14 protein-coding genes are annotated in these 26,034 nt (G+C 43.4%); 10 read left to right on the top strand and 4 right to left on the bottom strand.

Annotated features, from left to right (window positions below; genetic code table 11):
• Positions 1-15: 15 nt before the first annotated feature.
• Positions 16-11,769, top strand: coding sequence for an Ig-like domain-containing protein (locus R3E32_05705; protein ID MEZ4884217.1), 11,754 nt, complete (start codon positions 16-18; stop codon positions 11,767-11,769).
• A 336-nt stretch (positions 11,770-12,105) separates the two neighbouring features.
• Here R3E32_05705 and R3E32_05700 read toward each other — a convergent pair whose 3' ends face one another.
• From R3E32_05700 to blaOXA, 4 genes are all read right to left on the bottom strand, one after another.
• Positions 12,106-13,542 (bottom strand): ATP-binding protein, encoded by a 1,437-nt coding sequence (locus R3E32_05700; protein ID MEZ4884216.1) that lies wholly within the window; start codon positions 13,540-13,542, stop codon positions 12,106-12,108.
• A gap of 420 nt (positions 13,543-13,962) precedes the next feature.
• Entirely contained in the window at positions 13,963-17,097 is a 3,135-nt protein-coding gene (locus tag R3E32_05695) for an NB-ARC domain-containing protein (protein ID MEZ4884215.1), read from the bottom strand.
• 216 nt (positions 17,098-17,313) lie between these two features.
• Positions 17,314-18,270, bottom strand: coding sequence for an alpha/beta hydrolase (locus tag R3E32_05690; protein MEZ4884214.1), 957 nt, complete (start codon positions 18,268-18,270; stop codon positions 17,314-17,316).
• 52 nt (positions 18,271-18,322) lie between these two features.
• The gene (gene blaOXA / locus R3E32_05685; protein ID MEZ4884213.1) at positions 18,323-19,189 is read right to left on the bottom strand and encodes a class D beta-lactamase; all 867 of its coding nucleotides are present in this window, start codon (positions 19,187-19,189) and stop codon (positions 18,323-18,325) included.
• A gap of 212 nt (positions 19,190-19,401) precedes the next feature.
• Between blaOXA and mscL the strand changes: the two genes are divergently transcribed.
• The 9 genes from mscL (at position 19,402) to R3E32_05640 (ending at position 25,915) form a co-directional block, all read left to right on the top strand.
• A complete protein-coding gene (mscL, locus tag R3E32_05680; GenBank protein MEZ4884212.1) occupies positions 19,402-19,830 on the top strand; it encodes a large-conductance mechanosensitive channel protein MscL in 429 nt (142 codons plus the stop codon).
• A 1,581-nt stretch (positions 19,831-21,411) separates the two neighbouring features.
• The gene (locus tag R3E32_05675; protein MEZ4884211.1) at positions 21,412-23,523 is read left to right on the top strand and encodes an SdrD B-like domain-containing protein; all 2,112 of its coding nucleotides are present in this window, start codon (positions 21,412-21,414) and stop codon (positions 23,521-23,523) included.
• Complete coding sequence (locus R3E32_05670; protein MEZ4884210.1) at positions 23,480-23,680, top strand: SprB repeat-containing protein; 201 nt, start codon at positions 23,480-23,482, stop codon at positions 23,678-23,680. The genes R3E32_05675 and R3E32_05670 overlap by 44 nt, the downstream gene beginning before the upstream one ends.
• A complete protein-coding gene (locus R3E32_05665) occupies positions 23,619-24,263 on the top strand; it encodes a SprB repeat-containing protein (protein ID MEZ4884209.1) in 645 nt (214 codons plus the stop codon). The genes R3E32_05670 and R3E32_05665 overlap by 62 nt, the downstream gene beginning before the upstream one ends.
• Positions 24,244-24,504: a SprB repeat-containing protein gene (locus R3E32_05660; GenBank protein ID MEZ4884208.1), complete on the top strand. Its 261-nt coding sequence runs from the start codon at positions 24,244-24,246 to the stop codon at positions 24,502-24,504. Before R3E32_05665 ends, R3E32_05660 begins: the two co-directional genes overlap by 20 nt.
• A gap of 5 nt (positions 24,505-24,509) precedes the next feature.
• Positions 24,510-24,695 carry a hypothetical protein gene (locus R3E32_05655; GenBank protein ID MEZ4884207.1) on the top strand — a complete coding sequence of 62 codons (186 nt, stop codon included), beginning with the start codon at positions 24,510-24,512 and terminating at the stop codon, positions 24,693-24,695.
• Positions 24,692-24,904 (top strand): hypothetical protein, encoded by a 213-nt coding sequence (locus tag R3E32_05650; GenBank protein ID MEZ4884206.1) that lies wholly within the window; start codon positions 24,692-24,694, stop codon positions 24,902-24,904. Before R3E32_05655 ends, R3E32_05650 begins: the two co-directional genes overlap by 4 nt.
• Positions 24,853-25,020, top strand: coding sequence for a SprB repeat-containing protein (locus R3E32_05645; GenBank protein ID MEZ4884205.1), 168 nt, complete (start codon positions 24,853-24,855; stop codon positions 25,018-25,020). The genes R3E32_05650 and R3E32_05645 overlap by 52 nt, the downstream gene beginning before the upstream one ends.
• Positions 24,959-25,915, top strand: coding sequence for a SprB repeat-containing protein (locus tag R3E32_05640; protein ID MEZ4884204.1), 957 nt, complete (start codon positions 24,959-24,961; stop codon positions 25,913-25,915). The genes R3E32_05645 and R3E32_05640 overlap by 62 nt, the downstream gene beginning before the upstream one ends.
• Positions 25,916-26,034 lie beyond the last annotated feature (119 nt).

Below are 26,034 nucleotides of genomic sequence, written 5' to 3'. Positions count from 1 at the left end.
GTATACTTACAATGTTTGTTCCTTCCATTGCTCGCCTCCGCAATGACCTGCAATGAACTACAAATAGTGAGCATCACCCAAACCCCAACAGGCTGCAACAACAACATTGCAACGGCCGTCATCAACATTGCAGCAACAAGCGGCAATTACAGTTATCAATGGACAGACTTATCCGACAACAGCCTCCTTTCACAAACCATAGGCACAAATCAAGTTCAAGACGATATCTCCAATCTGGGAGCAGGTTACTACCAAATTGTGGTTGAAGATTTAGACAACAATTGCAGTGAAACTGCCTATTTTTCTATTGAAAACCAAGATGCTGCAAAAGTTGACATCGTTCATGTAGCAGCACCAAGTAACTGTGAAACAAATGATGGTTTTGTCCTCTTCAATGCCGATTCTGAGGATGTAGAAATCACCATTATTGATCTTCAAAATACCAATAAAAAACTAACAGGAGACTTCCCCAATAGTACCATTGCAGGACTCAGTAGTGGTGAATACATACTTCAAATAAAGAACAATGGTGATTGTTCCAATTTTTACTTCTTTGAAGTACCCATAGGCGAACCCAATTTTGAAATAAGTGCAGGTATCTCGAAGCCAAATTGTAATGCCAACAATGGCATCATTACCTTAAACGTGACCAATGATTCGGGCAATGCTATAACTTACAATTGGTTAAATCCAAGTGGCAATCCCATGAATCCTGCCAATCCACTTCAAATACCGGGCTTATCCGCAGGAATATACACCCTCAACGCCAGCAGTGGTATGGGTTGTGAAAAACAATACCAATTCAAAATAGAAAGCAATACCACCATGCGAATTGATGTCACCACCATTTTGGATGTAAGGTGTACAGCAGATGGTAATGGTAGTTTTGACTTTAGGATGATAGATGGTTCAGCACCCTATACTTATTCTATTCCAGAATTGGGAATAGTAGATAAAGAGATCAACAGTGCCACCACCACCGTTGATGGTTTGAGCAGAGGAACATATACCCTTCAAGTCACCGACAATTCTAAATGTAGCGTTATCACAAGCATTGAAGTAATCGAGCCTACATATTTTGAGTTGGATTTCATTGGCACAAAAGAAGTTGCTTATTGCGATGCAACAGATGGTGAAATTTGTTTTTACCTAACAGGCGGAACACCTCCCTATCGAATCAGTGATGACAACAATGATTTTGGCGTTTTTGAGGCAAGTAACCAAGCACACTGCATCTCCAATTTAGCCGCCGATACTTACAATCTCAACATCATAGACGATAGTGGCTGTATGGTATCTGTACCAAGCATCGTTGTTGCAGCCCCCGACGACTGTACCTGTTGCAACAACTTTCGAATGTTGAGTAGCAGTGAAACCAATACCAACTGTGGTAGCACCAATGGAATATCCAGCATCACATTAGATGGAGGTTCAGGCAATTATACTGTCACATGGCACAATGCTTTGACCAACGTCATTGTCACAGACAAATCCAGTTCGCAAGCACTTATTTCAGCAACATCCATGGGACCAGGTAGCTACTATGCCATTGCAGAAGACAGCGATTGCAACTGTATGCCCCTGCGTCACGACTTCAATATCAATGAATCCGATGCTGCAACAGTCAACATCATTTTTGAAAACATGACCCTACTTTGTGCAGACGAAAATAGAGCATCATTTGAGTTTGAAGTAGTGGGCGGAAACGAACCTTTTACCTATCAAATACTCGGTAGTGACATCATCGGTACCGTTACAGATATCCGTTCTACACTCATAGATAATTTACCTGTTGGAGAATATGTGGTAGAAGTCACAGACTTTTTTGGCTGCAAAGGATACAGCACCTTGGTCAACACCGTTGCTCCTGAACCCATTGTAATAGACGCAGAAGTTTTCAACATTGCCCAATGCAATGACAATCAAGCAGGAAGCATTGGTTTGAATATCACAGGCGGAACACCTCCATACCGCATAACCGATGCCAATAATGATTATGGTTTCTTCAATGCAGGTCAAGCCTATATAAGAGATTTAACAACAGGAACTTACAGTTTTGATATCACCGACGATAATGGTTGTGCCGTAAATATGGGAGCTTTGACCATCACCTCTACCTTCAATTGTGCTAACTGCAATTGTGCTGCTTTCGACCTTCAAAACATCAGCAGCACACCCGAATCTTGTGTAGGCAATGATGGGAGTTTGGATTTAAATTTGAGCAATGGCGTGGGCCCTTTCACCTACACCCTACGAAAAGATGGAAACACTCTTATCCAATACCAAACTACTGCAAACATTTTTACCTTCAATGGTTTACCTGCGGGCAATTACGACATTGATGTAGTAGATGCCAACTGCAATTGTGAAATTCTCAACGAAACAAGCAGCATCGGAAGTAGTGGTATTGAAGCGACTTCTGCCCAAACCGACATAGACTGCAATACCCCAACAGGCGAAATTTGCCTAATCATTTTAGGCGGCAATGCACCCTATACGGTCAATAACGGAACAAGCGACATCGGCAGTTTTGCAGAAGCAACGGAGCAATGTATCTCTGATTTGACAGCAGGCACATACAACTATACCATCACCGATGAGGACGGTTGCAGCACAGTCAAAACCTTCAATATCCAATCAAGTGATGTGCAAATTGAAGTTGACCGAATTTTACTGAATGCTACACAAGGCAACAGCGACGGCGAATTTTGTTTGACCATCACAGGCGGTGCAGCCCCATATCAAGTGACCGACAACAGCACTGATTACGGCAATTTCTCGGAAGCAAGCACACAGTGCGTAAGCGATGTGCCAGCAGCAACTTACACCCTGACCATCACCGATGCCAACGGTTGCACTACCACCGAAACCTTCACCATTGAAGAAGAAATCGTAGTGAGCAGCATTGAAGCAGTCGTTAATTCCACAACAGATGCTTCTTGCAGTGGAAACGATGGTGCATTTTGCGTAACGATTTCAGGTGGAATTGCTCCCTATACTTTAACAGACGGTGACTTGAGCATCTCTGATATTGCAGAATCAACTGAAAACTGTACCAATAACCTAACAGCAAATACGTATAATTTTACCGTTTCTGACAGCAACGGAAATACAGCATCTCAAACATTGGCCATTACCATCACACAAGCAGACGGCAGCATCAATGTAAGCCCTACGACTACTGGCGAAACTTGTGTTGGTGGAGATGGTTCATTTTGTGTGACCATTTCGGGCGGAACGGCCCCTTACAGTGTCACTGATGGCACAACAGATTTTGGAACTTTTGAAGAAAACGCTGAAAAATGTGTGTCAAACTTGTCCTCAGGAATCTACTCACTCATCATTTCAGATGCCAACGCTTGTACAACAGCAGAAAGTGTGACAATAGGTTTAGAAGGAAACAATGTGGCGGTAATACCCGAAGTCAGTGATGCTTCTTGTGGAAACAGTGATGGCGAAATTTGCCTAACAATTTCGGGTGGTTCTGCTCCATACAGTGTGAGCGATACGAACAACAACTATGGAGATTTTGACGAAAATACACAGGCTTGTATCCCCGGATTGGGAGAAGGCACGTATGAATTGAACATTGCAGATGCCAATGGTTGTCAAAAAACGGAAACAGTTACTGTAAATACTTCAACAGCTAACAACAGTATCGCCATTACTGCAAATGCAACTTCGGGATGTAGCGACAATTCTGGTCAAATCTGCTTGACCATTTCGGGTGGAATGGCCCCTTATGCGATCAGCGATGAATCGACCAATTACGGTGATTTAGCTGAAGCCACCGAGCAGTGTTTCAGTAGTTTAGCCGCAGGTGCATACAACTTTAGCGTCACTGATGCCAACGGTTGTACAGCTATCGAAACGGCTACCATCAACCAAGGTGCAGCCAACAACATCGCCATTACAGTGGATAGCAAAAGCTCCTGTAATGGCGCATTGACCTGTGTAATCATTGAAGGAGGAAATGCTCCTTACAACTTGTTAATAGATACCAAAACCTATGGCCCTTTTGGTGAAGGCACAGAAAATTGCTTCAATGCTTTGTCAAATGGTTTTCATAACCTTGTTGCGACAGACAATACTGGATGCACCAAAGCCAAAACCGTTTTGATTAGCAATCCAAGTGGAGGTGGCGATACCAATATCACCGCAACTATCAATACAATTCCTGCAAGCTGCAATGGCGTTAATACAGGCTCGGTTTGTTTGACGATTTCGGGTGGAGTAGCTCCTTATTCGGTTCGTGAATTAGATGCTGTTTTCCCCTTAGAGTTTTTGGAAGCCACCGAAAACTGTATTGACAACCTTGCCGCAAGAACCTATACATTCACTATCACCGACAGCGACGGATGCAGTTTTGAAGAAACCGTAGCGGTGGGCGATTCTGCTGGCAATCTTTCGGCAACCGTGAACACAATTCCTGCAAGTTGCAATAGCGTTAATACAGGCTCGGTTTGTTTGACGATTTCGGGAGGAGTAGCCCCTTATTCAGTGAGAGAATTGGATGCTGTTTTTCCTTTAGAGTTTTTGGAAGCCACCGAAAACTGCATTGATAACCTTGCTGCAAGAACCTACACATTCACCATCACCGACAGCGAAGGATGTAGTTTTGAAGAAATCGCAACAGTTGGCACAACGACCGCCAATATTTCGGCAATGGTCAGAACCAATCCAACGACTTGTGAGGGCAATGGCAATGATGGCGAAATTTGCTTGATCATTTCCGGTGGAACTGCTCCCTACATCATAACAGACAACAACAACCAAACATATACTAATTTTGAAAACGCCACTGAAAAATGTACAGCGAGTTTTGCAGCAGGGGATTATACGTTGAACATCACGGATTCAAACGGTTGTACTTTTACTACAAGCGCAACGGTAGCAGCTGCAACGGATTGTGGAGAAAAGACACCTCCCGTTGCAGTGAATGACAGTTTCAATTTTGAAGGAAATGATATTCACTGTTTCAATGTGCTCAAAAATGATACGCAAACAGAGGGTGATGATTTGACGCTCCAAAACTTTAGCCAACCGAGTCAAGGAAAAGTTGCTTTAGGAACAAGTGTTGGTGAATTGTGCTACACGCCTCCAACGGATTTTGAAGGAGTAGTGAGTTTCACCTACACTGTTTGTGACGACGATGGATGTGTGGACGGAACGGTAAGTTTGACCATTACGCAAGACAACACGCCTTGTGAAAATCCATCTGGACTTTGCACAGGCATCATGACTCCGATTAATTTCTGTGTCGAATTTTGCGAATTGGAAGGAGTGATTGAAATCGAAGATGTGCAAACAACCTTCGATTGTGGAATCACCACCGAAGGACTTTGTGTAAAATATGTCCCTCTGCCTGGTTTTATTGAAATGCAAGATATTTTGCAGGTGATTGGTTGCAATTCACAAGGAGTCTGCGATACCGTTTTTGTGGATATTTATGTAGGAGACTGTTCCAATGTGAACCAAGCCCCTGATGCAGTGAATGATAGCGCAAATTCTGTTGGAAGTCCAGTGAGCATCAATGTACTTCAAAACGATTCAGACCCTGATGGAGACCCCATCAATATTACCGAGTTTACCCAACCTACAAACGGTACAGTCACGCAAGTCGGTACAGAATTGGTTTATACGCCCAACCCAGGTTTTGAAGGAAACGATACGTTCACTTATACCATCTGCGATGATAGCGGAGCTTGTGATACTGCAACAGTAACGGTCAGCGTAGAATTGCCTTGCGTCAATCCCGATGATTTGTGTACAGGATTGATGACACCTATCGAAATTTGTGTAGAGTTCTGCAATGTCGAAGGAATTGACGAGGTGGACGATGTAATCACTCTTTTCGATTGTGGCATCAACACAGAAGGTTTGTGCGTTACCTATACGCCCCTTCCAGGCTTTATTGACATGACCGAACATTTGCAAATCATTGGCTGCAATGCACTCGGGGTTTGTGATACCGTTTTTGTGGACATTTATGTGGGAGATTGCAGCAGTGTCAACAAACCTCCAATTGCAAACAACGACTTTGCAGTGACCACTGAAAATATGGCTATTCCTATAGCTGTTTTGGTCAATGACAGCGATCCTGATGGCGACCCGATTACCATCACCGAATTTACGCAGGGGGCTAACGGAACAGTCAAAATAGACGGAAATACTTTGGTTTATACGCCCAATACGGATTTTGTAGGAGAAGATACTTTTACCTATACAATATGTGACGACAGCAGTGAATGTGACACGGCAACAGTGACGGTTCAAGTAAATGAATTGAATAGCAATCTGCCTCCCATCGCAGTCGACGATACGGCTGAAACGGATGAAAATGTACCTGTTACCATCAATGTGACTGCCAACGATAGCGACCCTAATGGTGATACCTTTACTATCACTGGTTTTACCAGTCCTGCAAATGGCACGGTGGCTTTGGTAGGTGGTGCTTTGGTTTATACGCCCAACGCTGGTTTTTCGGGTACAGATACTTTTACCTATCAAATTTGTGACAATGGCGGTTTGTGTGATGAAGCAACGGTAACGGTGACAGTGAACGACAATTGCAGTGAGTTTGGTCAATTTATATGTGCCGAGCCACTTCAAACCATCGAAATCTGTCCGGTTTTCTGCGATTTGCCCGGTGAAGAACTGCACATCATTTCAGCACACTCCACATTTGAGTGTGGCACAGATATTCCCGAAAATTCGCTTTGTTTCGATTATACGCCACTTCCAGGCTTTAATTTGACTGATTCTATTGAAATAATTGCTTGTACGATGGATAGTTTGCTGTGTGATACGGTGATTTTCTACGTATTCTCTGGTTGCTCCAATCCGATTGCATTTGACGATACAGCCACAACTCCCAATAACCAAACGGCAACAATTGACGTGTTGGCAAACGATTGGGGTGTGAATTGTATTGAAGAACTGGATATGAACATTATCAGCAATCCTTCAAATGGTATTGCGATGGTGAATCAGAACAATGAAGTGGTTTATACGCCCAATCCCAATTTTGTGGGCGTAGATGTGCTTCAATACCAACTCTGCGACCTGTGTGGTGATAACAAATGCGATGAAGCAACAGTGACCATTACCGTAACCGATGGTGGTGGTGATCCGATTGTGATTGCCCAACCCGATGTGGTTCAAACACCTTTTGGCATTTCGATTGACATTGATGTATTGGCGAACGATACAGGTAACAATTTGCAGATTACAAACGTTACGCCCGCTTCAAATGGAACGGCTGCAATCAACCCAGGTGGTGGAAGCATCATTTATGAACCCAATGCAGGATATTCTGGCACCGATTATTTCTTTTATACAATATGCGACCCAACAGGCGTATTTTGCAGTACGACCATTGTTTCCGTGACCGTTTTGCCTGAAAATACACCCAATCAGCCTCCTACTGCAAATGATGACACGGCAACTACGCCTGTTAATGTCGCTGTAACGATTCCCGTTTTGGCGAATGACAGCGACCCTGAAAATGCTCCTTTGAGTTTGATTTCGATTACCGAGCAGCCTACCAATGGTTTGGTTACGATTGTAGGTAGTCAAGTAGTTTATACGCCTTTCCCTGGGTTTGAAGGAACGGATGTTTTTGTTTATGTCGCTTGTGATCCAGGTGGATTGTGCGATCAAGCAACGGTGACGGTTGCAGTAGGAGAGGGAGGTATTCCAAACAATCCGCCTGTGGCAAATCCTGATGAAGTCAGTACTCCTCTGAATACACCGATTACGATTGGCGTATTGGCAAACGACAGTGACCCCGATGGCGACAATTTGACGGTAACATTGGGTTCTGATCCGATGAATGGTATTGCAGCAGTTTCGCCCGATGGCTCTATTATTTACACGCCTCAAACTGGTTTTGAAGGAGTGGATTATTTGACCTATATTCTCTGCGATGATGGCAGCCCAATCTTGTGCGATACGACTTATGTGACCATCAATGTGACGAATGACGGTGGAGGCGAAGATCCGATTGTGATTGCAGCCCCAGATGTGGTGCAAACACCTTTCAATATTTCTATCAACATTGATGTGTTGGCAAACGACACAGGAGAAAATTTAGTGATTACCAACGCAACTCAAGGCGAAAACGGCATTGTAGCGATTGCATCGGATGGTGGAAGTATTGTCTATCAACCCAATGCAGGTTTTTCGGGAACAGATTATTTCTTCTATACGATTTGCGACCCGACGGGTGTGTTCTGCGATAGCACGATTGTATCGGTGACAGTATTGCCCCAAAACAATGCGAACTTGCCGCCAAATGCGAACAACGACATTGTGGTAACACCTCAAAATACGCCGATTACAATTGATGTATTGGCAAATGACAGCGACCCAGAAGGTGCTCCTTTGACGGTAGTTTCTATCTCGAATCAGCCAACAAATGGAACGGCTGAAATTGTAAGTGGAGAAGTAGTTTATACACCGAATCCTGATTTTGTGGGTGTTGATAGCTTCACCTATATTGTTTGTGATCCTCAAGGATTGTGTGACGAAGCGACGGTAGGTATTGCCGTGGGCTTGGAGGAATTTCCAAACAACCCACCGATTGCCGTTGAGGATGTGGCAAATACTACTACAAATACGCCTGTCACGATTCCCGTTTTGGCGAATGACAGTGATCCCGATGGCGACGATTTGACTGTTACTTTGGGCTCTGACCCAATGCACGGAACGGCTTCTGTAGATGAAAATGGCAACATCAATTATACGCCTGAAGCAGGTTTTGAAGGCACTGATTTCTTGACCTATATCTTGTGTGATGATGGTCAGCCTGTGTTGTGTGATACAACTTTTGTGACCATTACAGTTGAAGCTGACAATGGTGAAAATCAACCGCCTATTGCAGTAGATGATACGGGCAGCACTTTGATTGGTACGCCTGTGGATATTTTGGTATTGAACAATGATAGTGACCCTGATGGCGACAACATTGTGATTACCGCCATTTTGACTCAACCTGCAAATGGCTCTGCTTTGATAGGCATGGATACAGCGAGTATTACTTATTTGCCGAATGCTGGTTTTATCGGTACGGATTGTTTTGAGTATCAAATCTGTGACCCTGAAGGTTTGTGTGATGTGGCTACGGTTTGTGTGACGGTTCAGCCTCCTGCGGATGCAAATCCTGATGTGGCATTTACACCTATTAATACGCCTGTTGCCATTGCAGTTTTGGTGAACGATTTGGGAGTGGAATTGACGATTACTGGCTTTACCCAACCCGAAAATGGTTCGGTGGCTTTGAATCCAGACAATACGTTTACCTACACGCCAAATACTGGCTTTACAGGAGACGATTATTTCACCTACCAAATTTGTGATGTTTTCGGCAATTGCGATGAAACTGTGGTAGCGGTGAATGTGTATGACGGTGAAATTACGGGTAATCATCCGCCAACTGCCAACAATGATACGGCAGAAACGCCTATCAATACACCTGTGACGGTGCCTGTTTTGGACAATGATAGTGACCCCGATGGCGACCCATTGACGGTGACAGATTTATTGGATATTCCTGTGGGAGTAGGCTTGGAGATTACGGATGATGGAACAACGGTAACGGTTACGCCTGACCCAGATTTTGAAGGTTGTGTGGTGTTTAGCTACATCGTTTGTGATTCCTTCAATGCCTGCGATACGGCACAAGTGGGTGTGGCTGTGGGTGATGTAGATTGTTTGAACAATGCACCGATTGCAGTTGATGACGATTTTACAACTCCACAAGGCACTGCAATCAGCTTCGATGTGTTGGAGAACGACAGCGACCCCGATGGCGACAATTTGACGGCTGCGCCCATCACCGAACCTGCAAATGGTACGCTATTGCAGGAAGAAGATGGCACGTTTACCTACATTCCAAATGCGGATTTCATAGGTACAGACTACTTCTTATATACGGCTTGTGACGATGGTACTACGCCTCCGCTTTGCGATACGGCTGTGGTGACGATTGTTGTTCAACCATCAGAAGTTGAGCCAATTGTAGCGAATCCTGACATCGTACAAACTGCTGTGAATACACCTATCGACATTCCTGTTTTGGACAATGATGAAGGAGCAGGTTTGACCGTGAGCGGAATTGTGACCGACCCCGAAAATGGTACGGCAACAACGGACGGTACAACGGTGATTTACACGCCCGACACCGACTTTGTAGGAACGGATTACTTCATTTACGAAGCCTGCAATGCGACTGGTCAATGCGACACAACTTTGGTGACGGTGATTGTTTTGCCCGATTCAGTGACTAATATTGCACCTGTGGCGGTAAACGATGTGGCGACAACGCCTGTGAGTACGCCTGTTCAGATTGCAGTTTTGTTGAACGATTTTGACCCCTTTGGCGGTGATACTTTGGTAATTACCACTTTCACTGTTCCAACAAATGGCACCACAATTTTTGATGCAAATGGTGTGTTTACCTACACTCCTGACCCTGACTTTATCGGAATTGACAGCTTTACTTATACGATTTGTGACAACGGCACTCCGATATTGTGTGATGTAGGTACGGTGGTTATCAATGTGGGCAGTGATGAATTGCCGAACAATCCTCCGATTGCGGTAGATGATGAAGTGACTACGCCTCCAAATACGCCTATCAGCATCCCGATTCTCGGCAATGATAGTGACCCTGATGGCGACAATTTGGTGGTAACATTTGTTTCTATACCGATTCACGGAACGGCTGAATTGGTAGGGGATGAGGTGCTTTATACACCCGATTCGACCTATTTGGGCGACGACTTTTTCAGCTATATTATCTGCGATGATGGTCAGCCTGTGTTATGTGATACGGCTTATGTGACGATTCACATCATGGACGAAATCGTGGACAATACCATCAACATTACCGTCACTGAAAATAGCGACAATGTGATTTGTTTGGACAGTTTGATTGCATTGGGTATCTTGACTTTGGACTTTATCCCCGATAGCCTCAACATTACTTCGCTTCCTTCAAATGGCATTGCAACGCCAAGCGATACGAGTTTGATTTGCTTCAATTATGCACCTGATACGGACTTTACGGGAACTGACCAATTGATTCTGGAAGTGTGTGAAGGTACGGTTTGCGAAACAGTGACTGTGAACATCAATGTAATTCCTTTGGATGGCATTGTGGTCATTGCAGAAGATGATGCGGTGACGACTGACCTCAATACACCAATTGACATTCCTGTTCTCGGCAACGATGCCTACCCGACTGATGGTAGCGGTGTGGTGGACTTGATTATCATTGACTTGCCCTCAAATGGTACGGTCGTGGTGAATGGCGACATCTTGGGGGATACAACGATTACCTACACGCCCAACATTGATTTTGCAGGAGTGGACAGCTTCCGATATGCGTTGTGCTATACTTTCCCTGATACGGCAATCTGTGATACGGCTTTGGTAATCATCACGATTGATTCGGAAAACAATGGTTGTGATTTGAAGTTTGCCAATGCTTTTTCTCCAAATGGCGACAATATCAACGACTTGTTCTTGATTGAGAATGCAGACAATTTGGAGGAATGTTTTGAGACGATTGGCGAGTTGGTGATTTTCAACCGTTGGGGGGATGAGGTCTATCGTGTGGATGGCTACGACAACTCTGTGGCTTGGGATGGTACTTGGCAAAACAATGGGAAGGATGTTCCTGATGGTACTTACTTCTATGTGTTGAGGTACATTGTGGATACCCGTCCTGTGGCGCAGAATGGTTTTGTGGAGGTTTGTCGGTAGGAACGGTTGACGATTGACGGTGGACGACTGACGGATATTGATTTTGAAACTGTGCTTTCTTTTCACTTTGATGGGAAGCGGAACTAAAGAATGATTTTTTTGGAGACCCTTCAAATTACTTGGTAGTTTGGAGGGTTTTTCTTTTTGAACTGCTGCCCGCTTCTATTGTCGTCAAGTTCTGCGAACGTTGGCGAAATATATGCTACCTCTACAACTAAGTGAATTTCGCCAACACCTGAAAGGTTTGGCGACACTTGAACGAAACGGAATGGAGCCTGCCCCAGAAGTCGGGGAATTGGGTACTCAGAGGAATTTTTGCTTGTACTGTACGGTTTGTTACTCCAAAAACAAATCCTTCAATGTCACTACTTGGTCAATAAAATTGACTTTATGGCTATTTTCAACCACTCCCATCGTGGTGATAAGGGTCGTGAACAGGTGTTTTTTTGTTTTGGAGTGGTAGCGAAAGACCTTCTTTTTGGTTTGAATGTTGTCGACATCTTTTTTGGTGACAACATAATCTTCTATACTGAATTTGATTTCACAAATATTGATGGATTGGTCGCTACGGTCAATCAAAAGGTCTATCTGGGCACCAGGTAAGCCGTCTTTGGGGCGGGTAACGAAAGAAGCAATAGAAGAAGTCATTCCTGCTATGCTCAAAGCCTTTCGGATTTGGTCAATATGTGTGAGGCAAATATTTTCAAAGGTATAACCACTCCAAGTTTTCCACAAAGGTAGGTCGCTCAATTTATTGAAGTCCAATTGATTGCTTTTTCCCAAAGGCTCTAAAAACGTGAGGTAAAACAGCGAATAGGCATCTGTCAGCCGATAAAGACTCTCTTTTACCTTTTTGCCATATCCTCCATAAATGGTCAAGAAACCTGATGATTCCAATTCGTACAAAATATCTGTCAATTTTCCGCTATTGGTCAGTTTGGTCGTTTGGATAATTTCTTGCCTCGTCAATCCCTTTCGTTTGCTCGCCAAAGCCCGAACAATGGCAACGTGTTTTTGGTAGTCTTTGAAAAGAGAGGCAAACAAACGCTCAAATTCGTGGCGCAAATAACCCGAAGGTGCAAAACAAATTTTTTGTATGTTTTGAATAACAGAAAGCCCTGGCTTGATTTGGTCTAAATACATCGGAATACCACCCATGACCATATATAACTGCAAGATTTGATATTGGTTGAGTTTGATGTTGCTTGCTAGGCAATAAGCTGCGGTTTCGGCTAAAGTGAATGGATAGAGAAACAACAAGCGGGTCACTCTGTTGTGCAATCCTCCTCTATTGTTGATGACTTTTTTAATCATCCAAGAAGCGGCTGAACCACAAATAACGACCACAATGTTCTGCTTCACCCCCCAACTGTTCCAAAAATAACTCAAACCAGTCAGAAAACCCGATTTTGGAGTGGCTAACCACGGCAATTCATCCAAAAAAACCACCATTTTTGCCTGTTTTTCGAGTCCCTCCAAAGCAAGGGTCAAATGATCGAAGGCTTTTAGCCAAGATTTGGGCATTTTCTCCAATTTGTAGTTGGGAAAGTGTTTGCTCATTTTGAGCATGAAGTTTTCGATTTGGTCACGTTTGTTTCCATATTGCAGTCCTGTGATTTCAAAATCAATGTGTTCGGCATACACCTGACTGACCAAATAGGTTTTTCCCACGCGTCGCCTACCCACCAAAGCGAGCATTTCGGGTTTGGTTGAAGCCAATGCTTCTGTTAGTTCTTGTTTTTGAGCTGTTCTGCCTATGATAAACTGATTCATGCACATCATTTTTTTCTGCAAAAGATAGATTAAGCAGATTATTGAAAGGATAAAGTGCTTAATCTATGTAAATATAGGTAGATTAAGTAGATTATCGAAGCGTGGAGTGAACAGGAATTTGGTATTCGGAGGCTTTACAAACAGAGTCGGAGCTATGCTCCTGATACGCAGTTTCTTAGGAGCGTAGCTCCGACCCTGTTTGTAGGACATTATTGGAGGAGTCAATAAAAGGTACAGCGTACCGACACAACCTTGCGACAATTTGGGATGCACCCAAAACTATGCTTCCAAAGTCAAGTGTGATTCTTTTTCGTAAACGATTCGTGTTCAAAGCTATTAGAGTAAAAACCTTGACAATCTTGGATGCCGAAAAAATCGGTACACCTGCAAGGTTTGGCAACGTTTGAAACGGAACACCAACTACCCCAATCCCTCCAAAACATTCCGAACTATATCTAAATACTGCTTAAATTGAGCATGTTGAGGAGCAATTTGATGCAATTCTGCAAAATGTTGTTCCGCTTCTTCCAAATAAGGTTTTGCTTTTTGTGCGTCAGAAGAAAGAAAAATAGAAGCCAACTTGACATACGAGATCGCCAAGCCGTTTTTAAACCCTACATTCGACGGATTCGCTTCATACAGTTCTTTCTCCAATTGATTGTAGTCCTCAAAATATTGCAAGGCTTTCGCCAAATTCCCAAGGCTGCTCTGCGTAGAGCCCAATTTCTCGTAAGAAATCGCCAAGCCGTTTTTAAAGCCAACATTTGACGGATAGGCAGCATACAGTTCTTTGGTTAATTGTGCATCCTCCTCAAAAAATTTCAAAGCCTGCTCCAAATTCCCTAAGCTGCTCTGCGTAGAGCCCAATTTCTCGTAAGAAATCGCTAAGCCGTTTTTAAAGCCAACATTCGACGGATAGGCAGCATACAGTTCTTCAAATAAGTCCGTTTCATCCTCAAAAAATTTCAAAGCCTGCTCCAAATTCCCTAAGCTGCTGTGGGTCTCACCCAATTTGGAGTAAGAAATCGCCAAGCCGTTTTTAAAGCCAACATTCGACGGATAGGCAGCATACAGTTCTTTACTTAACTGTGCATCTTCCTCAAAAAATTTCAAAGCCTGCTCCAAATTCCCTAAGCTGCTGTGGGTCGAACCCAATTTCTCGTAAGAAATCGCCAAGATATTTTTGTTATAGGGTTCATTGGGTTCTAAGACACACAATTTTTGAGAAATATCTTTGCATGTTTCGTAACAATTAATTGCCTGTTGTAAATTGCCCGTTATGGTATGATAGCCTCCAGTTCTTTCGGCAAGTAGAGCCAAGTTGTAATGAGGTTTTTGAATGGTTGAGAGGATAGAGAGGGCATAACGAGCAAATAAGATTCCTTCTTTGTAAGTGCTGCCTATGATGTGCGTCCCTTCGTAGTCCAATTTATCAATCAACTTGCTCACCAAAACCCCACAATCCTCCAATAAATCAGTATGTTTGCTTCTGCTTACTTCTTGCACGACAGGACTGATTCTAAAAGTCACCTGTTGTTCTTCAAAATCCAACCACCCTTTTTGGGCAAGTGAAAGTAGCTGGGTTTCCAATTTTTCAGTTTTAGAATCGCTTTGCAGAGCGTTTTTAATCGCTTCCCATTGAAGTGCTTCCATGCCCTCTTTTAGGAGGAATTCTTTTATCCGTTCTTCGCCATGTTCTTCTATCAAGCCTTTGATTTGCTGCGTTTCTTCCTCACTTAGCGAAGCTATCAACAAAGACTCCAAGATCCCAAACTCAATATTCTCCGCAGGCAAGACCGAAAACACCGCCAACAATGCCTTTTCAGCCTCCGACAATTCCCCCAAATCGTACATCGCTGCAATAATCGTTTCGGGTGTCGCTCGCTCGAAGTGTTGGTAGTCCGCATCCACGACTTTGCTTTGGCTCAATTGCAGCAAGCCACGGTTTTGAAGGTCGTGTAGGAGGTCTTGCAGGTGGTAGCGGGTGCGGATTCGGTTGAGGCGAGCGAGGTTTTTGGCGAGCAGTTCTATTACCAGGGTATTGCTGCCAACTGCTCGTAGGATGCCTTTCAGCAAGTCGTTTTCTTCGGGTCGGTGTTTGGGGTAGTGGGTTTGAAAGAGTTCGATGGCTTGTGCTTCGGGCAGGGCTTCTATGGGATAAGTTGCGGCATTGCGAAAGGTGGTGATGCGGGTCGTCAGCAGCAGGTGTAAATTGGAGCAGGTTCGCAGGGCTTTGTAGTGTGTGTGTAGGTCGTCGAGCTTGTTGGCATTGTCTATCACCAACAGGCAGGGCGCAGGGAGGTTTTGCAGTTTTTGGAGGAGGAGGTCGAGGCGTTGTTCGGTCGTTTCGGTCGGGGCGAATTGCAGCTTTAGCGGAATTGCCAAGGTCAAGAGGGCTTCGGCGATGCTTTTTTCGGCAAATACCCACGCCAAGTGTCGGTAGCGGTCGGCGTTTTGGTGGTAGTAGTGCGATGCCAAAGTGGTTTTGCCCATGCCACCCCTGCCATTCACCAAGAGCAAAATGTTTTCGCTTTTGCCATTTCCATTTCCATTGCCTTTTGCTTGTGCTTTGTTCCAGAGGCGTTCAGAGATGGCTTTGAGGTCTTCTTGTCTGCCGATGAATACTTCGGAGAGAAAGGCGGCATTGGTGAGGTGTTTGGGGATGTCAGCTTTGGTTTCGATATTTTTGACTTCCTCCAAGATTTTTTCGGAAAGTTTGATGTGTTTCTCTTGTTTCGCTGCAATGTTTCCCATTTCTTTTTGCAGTTCGGTCAATACCTGCCGAATCGTCCGCAAATCTTCTATCACCAATCGCATACGGTACTGCAGACTTTGGATAGTGGTTTCCAAAGCAGCCGATAGAACCGTTCCGCCCTGTTCGCCCTCCAGTTTGGCAAGCACTTTTTGCATTTGCAGCTGTGTCAACACCTGCCCTTTCTTCAATCCGTCTATGACCATCAACTGATAGGCTTTCCAGACTTTTACATTGTTTTCTTGGCTGTCTTTGAGGATTTCGCCAAAATAAAGCTGCACCAAAGGCTGCAAGTTCTCCAAAAAGTAGTTTTGAAAATTCCCGTCAATGCGTTCGGCAGTTTCGACATAATCCGCCAAAGTTTGCTGCATTTGGGCTTTGGCGTGTGTTTGGTTGTTGAGGTAGTGCTGCACAAAATCTTCGGTTATCGCCTCCTCAAAGGGCGGTAACTGTGCGGCTACATCGCTTTGCAGTTCCTCCAAAAAATCGGTGACTTGTTGGCGAATGGAGTCGTCTATGTTTTTTTCGCTGTACGCACGTTTGATTTCCTCCAATGCGGCTTTGACGGCTTCCCGAAAACCTCTTTGTAGGTCGTGATTGGCGGCATCTTGTCGGGGTATGCGGTTGTTGAGGGCTTGCAGCATTTGTTCGCCTCCCCCAATGAGTTGATGGCTCGCCAAATCTGCGAATACATTGCTAATCAGTTGTCCTGTGGTTTCGTTTATCAAACCGCCTGTGACTGCGGACAGCCCTGCAAAGGCAACAGAAGTGGCGAATTTGGTGGCTATTTCTTTATTGGGCATTGTATGGTTTTGATTTTTGTCTATATATAGAATCGTTTGAGGAGGGGTAAAAGTTCCGTTTGGTTGTTAATTTTCAAGTGTTGGCAAGGTTTTGCGCCTCGCTGATTTTGTCAACACTTGACAAAATAGTGGACTCACTACCTTATCTATGGAGACCCTCACCGCAATCGGCAGAAACGATTTTGAAGTAATCTTGGCTGACTAAAAATGTTGCAGTCAATAAGTATTGTTGAGAAATAGCAAGACATCACGGGCCGTTTCATCGGGAATTTCCTCCATAGGTACATGGCCAATGCCTTGGTAAGTCACCAACTTAGCACGGGGTAAATCATCGAAAAAACGGGTGGCATTTTCTACAGGCAGCCAATTATCGGCTTCTCCCCAGAGAATCAATGTAGGTTGTTGGATATTTTGGATAAGAGCGATTTCTTGTTCCAACGTTTCACTGCTCACCAGATTGGCACGAACAATAAAGGCACTTCGATTGCCTTCACGCAACTGCATATCATAGTAGCGGTCAATCAATTCATCGGTTACCAAGCTATCATTTCCATAGACATCATACAGACTCTTGGCAACCAGAGAACGGGGAGTGATGTAGCGCATAAGGGTACTTGTCATTTGGTTGCGGGCCAATTTGAAGGCAATAGGAGTAGGCTTGTTATTGGGATACCCAGAAGCATCAATCAAGACCAATTTTTGAACTTTTTTGGGATATTTTGAAGTGTATCGCCAAGCAATATGCCCGCCCAGTGAATTGCCAACCATAACACAACTATCTACTTTCAGTTTTTGAAGTACCTGATCGACAAAATCTACATAATAATCCATGCTGTAATTGTGCGATGGATTCGGGCCTGTCAATCCAAAAGCAGGTAGGTCAAAGCGAATCAAGCGGTAGTTTTTTTCAAAATGTGGTATCCAGCCTTCCCATGTATGTAGTGAAGCAGCTGTGCCATGAATCAATACCATTGCAGTAGAATCAACCGCACCTTCAATGCGATAATGCACAGGCATCCCGTCAATTTCTACAAACTGAGAAGGAGGAGGGGCATATTTTTCTTTTAAATCAGATAATGAAATATCTGTATGAAAGTGAATAGCACTAAATATCAGAACTACTGCCAGTAGTACGAGCAGTGTAATTAAAGCGATTTTTTTGAATAGTTGCATTTTGGCAGATCAATTTAGTAATGGCCAAAAGTGACCATTGTTCTTCAATTGGCTACTTTTCTTCTTCGATTGCTTTTGTATCCAAATCTTTCAAGTTCATGATGCCAGGTTGAGATAAAATAGCACGGGTAATTCTCATTCTAGCAGCAGCTTGTTTTTCTTCTGTAATGTCTATGTTGATACAGAAAAAGTAAGCATTGTCACCCGTTTCAATATAGCCAACCCACCAGCCTATTTGTGGGTCAAACAGTTGCGCCCATCCAGTTTTTGCACGCATCGTAAACTGATTATTCTGTTCAATGATAAGAATTTTTTTCACAATATCCATGCTCCGCTGCGAAAAAGGTAAATCATTGGAATAAAGCCTACTCAAAAACTCAATCTGTTCTTTGGGGGTAATTCGCAGGTTGCCCTCCAACCAAAAATCATCAATATTCTCCGAAATATCTTGATTCCCATATCCCACCTTATCTATCCAAGACTGCATTTTTTTTGCACCGATTTTTCGGGCCAAAACCTGGTAAAACCACACTGCCGAATATTGAATAGCTGACTCCATATCGTGATTGCGGTTCCATTTATCCCAGCCTCTATCTACACCGTCCCATTTAATCACCTGTTTTTCGTCCTTCACCACACCCTCTTCCAATGCCACTAAGGAATTGAAAATCTTGAAGGTCGAAGCGGGAATATAAGGATGCTCATTGCGTTGAGGATCATAATCTACAATATAATCTTTTGCGTTCCAATCATATAGCAAGAAAGAACCTTTCACCCCTTCTTTGATAAATTCCCTATCCACATCATATAGATTGGCTTTCTTAACACTACCTGTAGAAGAGTTATTCGACTGACAAGCATTAAATAAAACGATGATTATCAGGCTACAAAAAACTCTCTTCAATAACTTCAATTTCATATTTTTTCTATTATTTTTTTTGTTAAAAGGCTGCAAAGGTAAAACGATAATTGTGTAGAAATACTATAACTGTAAAAATTATAGCCAGTATTTAACCACAAACGATTGATTAATGCATCTCTATAAAGCCATTTCAGTACACAAATAATTAAACGTTTTTAGGTCTTTTGCGTTTTAAGCGTGTATCAAAAACATCATAAAATAAGCAACCGATGAAATTTTTTCAAGAATTCAAAGAATTTGCAGTAAAAGGAAACGTAATAGACATGGCAATTGGTATCATCATTGGTACAGCCTTCAATAAAATTGTCAGTTCTTTGGTCAGTGATATTATCACTCCGCCAATCGGTTATTTTTTGGGAAATGTTGATTTTACAGACCTCAAAATTGTCCTTCAACAAAAAGAAGTTGCTGCAAATGGAGAAGTCCTTCAAGAATTGGTTGCCATCAACTACGGCAATTTTATCCAAGTAGGAATTGATTTTCTATTGATTGCTTTTTCCATGTTCATTGTTATCAAAGTTATGAACAGTGTCAAACGAAAATCGGAAGACGAAGGAGAAGCAAGTGTTCCTACCCCCAAAAATATTCAGTTGCTCTCCGAAATTCGAGATTTGATGAAGCAGCAAGTCAACAAATAATTCTATTTTTTATACAAAATAGAGTGATGAAGTACCGACATAACTACAATTAAAATATATCGTTAGTGTACAATATAAATTTATTATATTTCAAAGGCTCATCCCGTCGATTCACTGGAACAGAAATTTTTTAATATTTCAGCAGCATCACCACGGCTCTATTAGTAGGAATAATGGTATCTAACTTTTATGTAGAGGAATCGTTTCGATGCCGTATATAATCAATCGTTTGGCTATGTAAAAGCTACGCTACTAATCGCTTCAATTCAATCTGCTTTTCTACACATCTGAGATTCCAATTAAATCGGAATGGGGCTTGGGCTATGCGCTTTTGAGTTTCAAACAACTTTCCTTACAGTGTATTAGCCATCTGACTTAAAAGTGCTAATGTACTCATTAGCAGCAAACTTCCTCTTTGAAGGAGATTTAACCTGAATAATTCATAAACTATGGCAATTATGTGAAATGAGACTTCATTAGTTTGTCCTTTGAAAAAATCAGATGAGCATTTTATTGAAGATTGATTTTTTACGAAAAAACTACCGAAGTCTTTATCATCAAATCTCTGTGTTCTCTCTGTTTCTCCGTTTAACAAAAAGTACCTGAGCTATTGGTTTTCAACAATAGTCAAAAATTTGAGAATTATTCAGGTTAGACTTTGGACAAAAGATAAAATGCATAAGACAAAAAGTTTTAAATCATTGACAGCAAAGGAATTAAGTGAAAATACAATTTATTCATAATCAAATATTTACTTCTTTTATCTTTCTACTTATGTGTTTCGTCTAAAGTCCAAAAGAGATGAGAGGAGGAAATTTAAAGAGCTTTGCTCAATGAACATACTACGGCATTGTTTATCTAAAAAAGAGTAAGCTTAACTATTTGGTATGTTTTTTGTGAAGATTCATTACACACTTAATTTTTTATCACAACTCTCTCTACAAGTAACCCTCCTATCCTTTTAACCAAATATTATTGATGCATTAGGTTTTATCAAAACCAATAAACCAACTCCTATATCTTCTCATTTTACTAAAAAAAGGGGATTTAGATACAAGAGTATGTTGTTTTTTGCACAATAATCCATGTGTATTTTTTTAATTTAAAATAATATTTTTATTGAAAACATTATTTTTTAAAAACATATTAATAAAAATATATTAAATTGTCATTTTATTGTCAAGTTTATGATTGTATATTATCAATACAATTTTCAAAAGTATTTTGGCATATTATATGCTTGTAAAAGTAAGAAGCCATTAAAGGAATGACCAATTCCATACCTACCACTACCTACTCCTACCATAAACATCTTCAATTAGTCATTTTTATTATTACTTATAAATAATTATTAGGCAGAGATTTGAGTAAATTTTTGTCATTATTTTAGAATATATTTATTTATAACATTTGTACACACACACACAGCCTAATTAAGGTTCTTGAAAAAATAATTTTATGAATTTCCACCCCTACTGTCGTAAAAAGAATACACAAAGTCCGTGTAATCCTAAAACTATTTATTTCCTAGGCAAAAGATTGTCAAGCATTTTTATCCATTCAAATTCGTTTTTCCACGCCATGAAAAAACCGTTACATTCCCTCAATAATTATTGTTGGATAGCTCTTCTTATGCTATTCACTTCTTTTTCTATTCAAGCTCAAACAGACCTTTCTGTCACAAAAACGGTCACCAATAGCGAACCTGCAATAGGAGACCTAATAACCTATACCATTATTGTAGAGAACCAAAGTGCAACAGAGGCCACAGGAGTTGTTCTTACAGATAATTTGCCTATTGGCGTTGACTATCAAGCCAATAGTGTTACTGCAGGAAGTTTTGCACATTCATCTGGAACAGGAACATGGACAATAGGAACAGTATCTGCCAGTAGCTCCGAAACCCTTACAGTTACAGTAGAAGTGCTGTCCAGCGGAATCCACTTCAATGAAGTAGAAGTCACCGCATCCGACCAAACAGATCCTGACTCTACACCCAACAATGGGCGAAACGACGAAGACGATTTTGCAGATGTCTGCATTAGTGTTCCCGAATATTTGTACGGAGGCAGTTTCACCGCAACAGTTGAAGCAGGCTTAACCGACATTCAATGGTATGAAGGTAGCACAGACCCCGGAGACGCTCTAATAGGAGAGAACAATACAACCCTTAATATTACCACAATAGGAAACTATTATTATACAGGAAAAGATGCCAATGGTTGTGATATTAGCCTTTGTTGTCCAATAATAATTGAGTCCGAACCCCAAAAAGTAGCTGTCGGTAATTTTGTCTTTTTAGACAATGATTTAAATGGAACCTTCAATGTTGGAGATGCCGCAATACCAGGTGTTACTGTTCAACTTTTTCGAGCTGATTCATCATTTCTCTCTACTCCACTTGCAACAGCTATTACCGATGGTAATGGCTATTACTATTTTGATATGCTTGACCCAGGCGAGTATAAACTATTTATACCCGATAATCAATTTGATGTTGGACAAGCTTTAGTAAACACACAAAGTACTATAGGAACAGGTGATGCTACTACCGATGACGACGACAACGGGAGATATATTGGTGTGACAACAGGAAGAGGAGTTGGAACAATAGTCATTGAACTTTTGGTTGGAGGTGAGCCAACCTCTGAAACTGGACAAGGAGCAAACCAATATCCAGGGCTATTAAGCGACGGAAGTGTCAACGAAACCATTGACTTTGGTTTTATGGAAAGCGTGGCAATTGGTAATCTTGTTTACAATGATTTAAACTGCAATGGTATTTACGATGCAGGAGATACCGGTATTGAAGGTGTGGAAATGAGACTATACAAAGAAGGAGCAATTCTTCCAAAACCTGAAAGACTCGTTGTAACTGCTGCAGATGGAAGTTATATTTTTGATGATCTCGCACCAGGTAGATATTTTGTCGGAATCTTATCCTCAGAATTTAATGTAGGAGAACCCTTGGAAGGACTTATCTCCCTTGAAGGTGGAAGTGATGATGAAACCATTGATGATAATACGGATTCGAATGGCAGACTCAATGCAAGTTTTTTTAATATGATTACCTCTGGAATCATTGATGTAAAGCCAAACGTAGAACCTTTGAATGAGCAGGGCTTTTCTTTTTATGCAGGTACTTTGCCAGACGATAATGTGAATTTGACAATCGACTTTGCATTCACAGGCTCTAATGCGTGTTCTATAGATGTAGCTCTAACAGGTATAGACATCTTGTGTTTTGGTGAAAACACGGGTAGCATAAGCACAGCAGTAACAGGCGGCGTAGGCGGCAATACCTATATATGGTCGAATGGTGCAACAACCGCCTCCATTAATACGATAAGTGCAGGTACTTATACAGTAACCGTTACTGATAGCAATGGTACAAAAGCAACAAACGAAGTGACGCTTAGCGAACCAAGCGACATCGTTCTTACTACTTCAAACAGCCCAGTCAGCATCAACAGCGGCAACGACGGCACAGTAGGAGTCAGCGCAACAGGCGGGAACTACACCTATGAATGGTCGAACGCAGGCAAATGCCACTATAACAGGCTTAACCGCAGGCATTTACACCGTCACCGTGACCGATGCCCACAACTGCACCGACACGGCCGAAGCCACGGTAAGCGAACCCGACCAATTGACCATCAATTTAGTAGGAGTCGACATCTTGTGTTTCGGTGAAAACACAGGCGAAATCACCAGCAGCAGCACAGGCGGCGTAGGCGGCAACGAATACCTTTGGTCAAACGGTCTGCACAACCGCTTCAATAAACACCTTGACAGCAGGCACTTACACGGTAACTGTAACAGACGACAACGGCGCAACCGCCACGGATGAAATCACCCTAAGCGAACCAAGCGACATCGTTCTTACTACTTCAAACAGCCCAGTCAGCATCAACGGTGGCAACGACGGCACAGTAGGAGTCAGCGCAACAGGCGGCACTCCGAACTACACCTATGAATGGTCCAATGCAAATGCCACTATAACAGGCTTAACCGCAGGCATTTACACCGTCACCGTGACCGATGCCCACAACTGCACCGACACGGCCGAAGCCACGGTAAGCGAACCCGACCAATTGACCATCAATTTAGTAGGAGTCGACATCTTGTGCTTCGGTGAAAACACAGGCGAAATCACCAGCAGCAGCACAGGCGGTGTAGGCGGCAACGAATACCTTTGGTCAAACGCCACAACTTCAAACATAAGCGATTTAATTGCAGGCACTTACACGGTAACGGTAACAGACGACAACGGCGCAACCGCCACGGATGAAATCACCCTAAGCGAACCAAGCGACATTACATTAAGCACCTCCAACACCCCAGTAAGCATCAACGGCGGCAACGACGGCACAGTAGGAGTCAGCGCAACAGGCGGCACTCCGAACTACACCTATGAATGGTCGAACGCATAGGCACGATGCCACTATAACAGGCTTAACGGCAGGCATTTACACCGTCACCGTGACCGATGCCCACAACTGCACCGACACGGCCGAAGCCACGGTAAGCGAACCCGACCAATTGACCATCAATTTAGTAGGAGTCGACATCTTGTGCTTCGGTGAAAACACAGGCGAAATCACCAGCAGCAGCACAGGCGGTGTAGGCGGCAACGAATACCTTTGGTCAAACGGTGCACAACCGCTTCAATAAACACCTTGACAGCAGGCACTTACACGGTAACGGTAACAGACGACAACGGCGCAACCGCCACGGATGAAATCACCCTAAGCGAACCAAGCGACATCGTTCTTACTACTTCAAACAGCCCCGTCAGCATCAACGGCGGCAACGACGGCACAGTAGGAGTCAGCGCAACAGGCGACCCCAAACTACACCTATGAATGGTCGAACGCGATACACCGATGCCACTATAACAGGCTTAACCGCAGGCATTTACACCGTCACCGTGACCGATGCCCACAACTGCACCGACACGGCCGAAGCCACGGTAAGCGAACCCGACCAATTGACCATCAATTTAGTAGGAGTCGACATCTTGTGTTCGGTGAAAACACAGGCGAAATCACCAGCAGCAGCACAGGCGGCGTAGGCGGCAACGAATACCTTTGGTCAAACGGTCTGCACAACCGCTTCAATAAACACCTTGACAGCAGGCACTTACACGGTAACGGTAACAGACGACAACGGCGCAACCGCCACGGATGAAATCACCCTAAGCGAACCAAGCGACATCGTTCTGACTACTTCAAACAGCCCCGTCAGCATCAACGGCGGCAACGACGGCACAGTAGGAGTCAGCGCAACAGGCGGCACCCCGAACTACACCTATGAATGGTCGAACGCAGGCGCCGATGCCACTATAACAGGCTTAACCGCAGGCATTTACACCGTCACCGTGACCGATGCCCACAACTGCACCGACACGGCCGAAGCCACGGTAAGCGAACCCGACCAATTGACCATCAATTTAGTAGGAGTCGACATCTTGTGCTTTGGTGAAAGCACAGGCGAAATCACCAGCAGCAGCACAGGCGGCGTAGGCGGCAACGAATACCTTTGGTCAAACGGTGCCACAACTTCAAACATAAGCGATTTAATTGCAGGCACTTATACGGTAACGGTAACAGACGACAACGGTGCAACCGCCACGGATGAAATCACCCTAACCGAACCAAGCGACATCGTTCTTACTACTTCAAACAGCCCAGTCAGCATCAACGGTGGCAACGACGGCACAGTAGGAGTCAGCGCAACAGGCGGCACTCCGAACTACACCTATGAATGGTCGAACGCAGATGCCACTATAACAGGCTTAACCGCAGGCATTTACACCGTCACCGTGACCGATGCCCACAACTGCACCGACACGGCCGAAGCCACCGTAAGCGAACCCGACCAATTGACCATCAATTTAGTAGGAGTCGACATCTTGTGTTTCGGTGAAAACACAGGCGAAATCACCAGCAGCAGCACAGGCGGCGTAGGCGGCAACGAATACCTTTGGTCAAACGGTCTGCACAACCGCTTCAATAAACACCTTGACAGCAGGCACTTACACGGTAACGGTAACAGACGACAACGGTGCAACCGCCACGGATGAAATCACCCTAAGCCAACCAAGCGACATCGTTCATTAAGCACCTTCAACAGCCCCGTCAGCATCAACGGCGGCAACGACGGCACAGTAGGAGTCAGCGCAACAGGCGGCACTACGAACTA

This window comes from Chitinophagales bacterium, from assembly GCA_041392475.1.
In the GTDB taxonomy this organism is placed as follows: domain Bacteria; phylum Bacteroidota; class Bacteroidia; order Chitinophagales; family UBA2359; genus JAUHXA01.
This window is presented reverse-complemented; position numbering and strand designations above follow the sequence as displayed.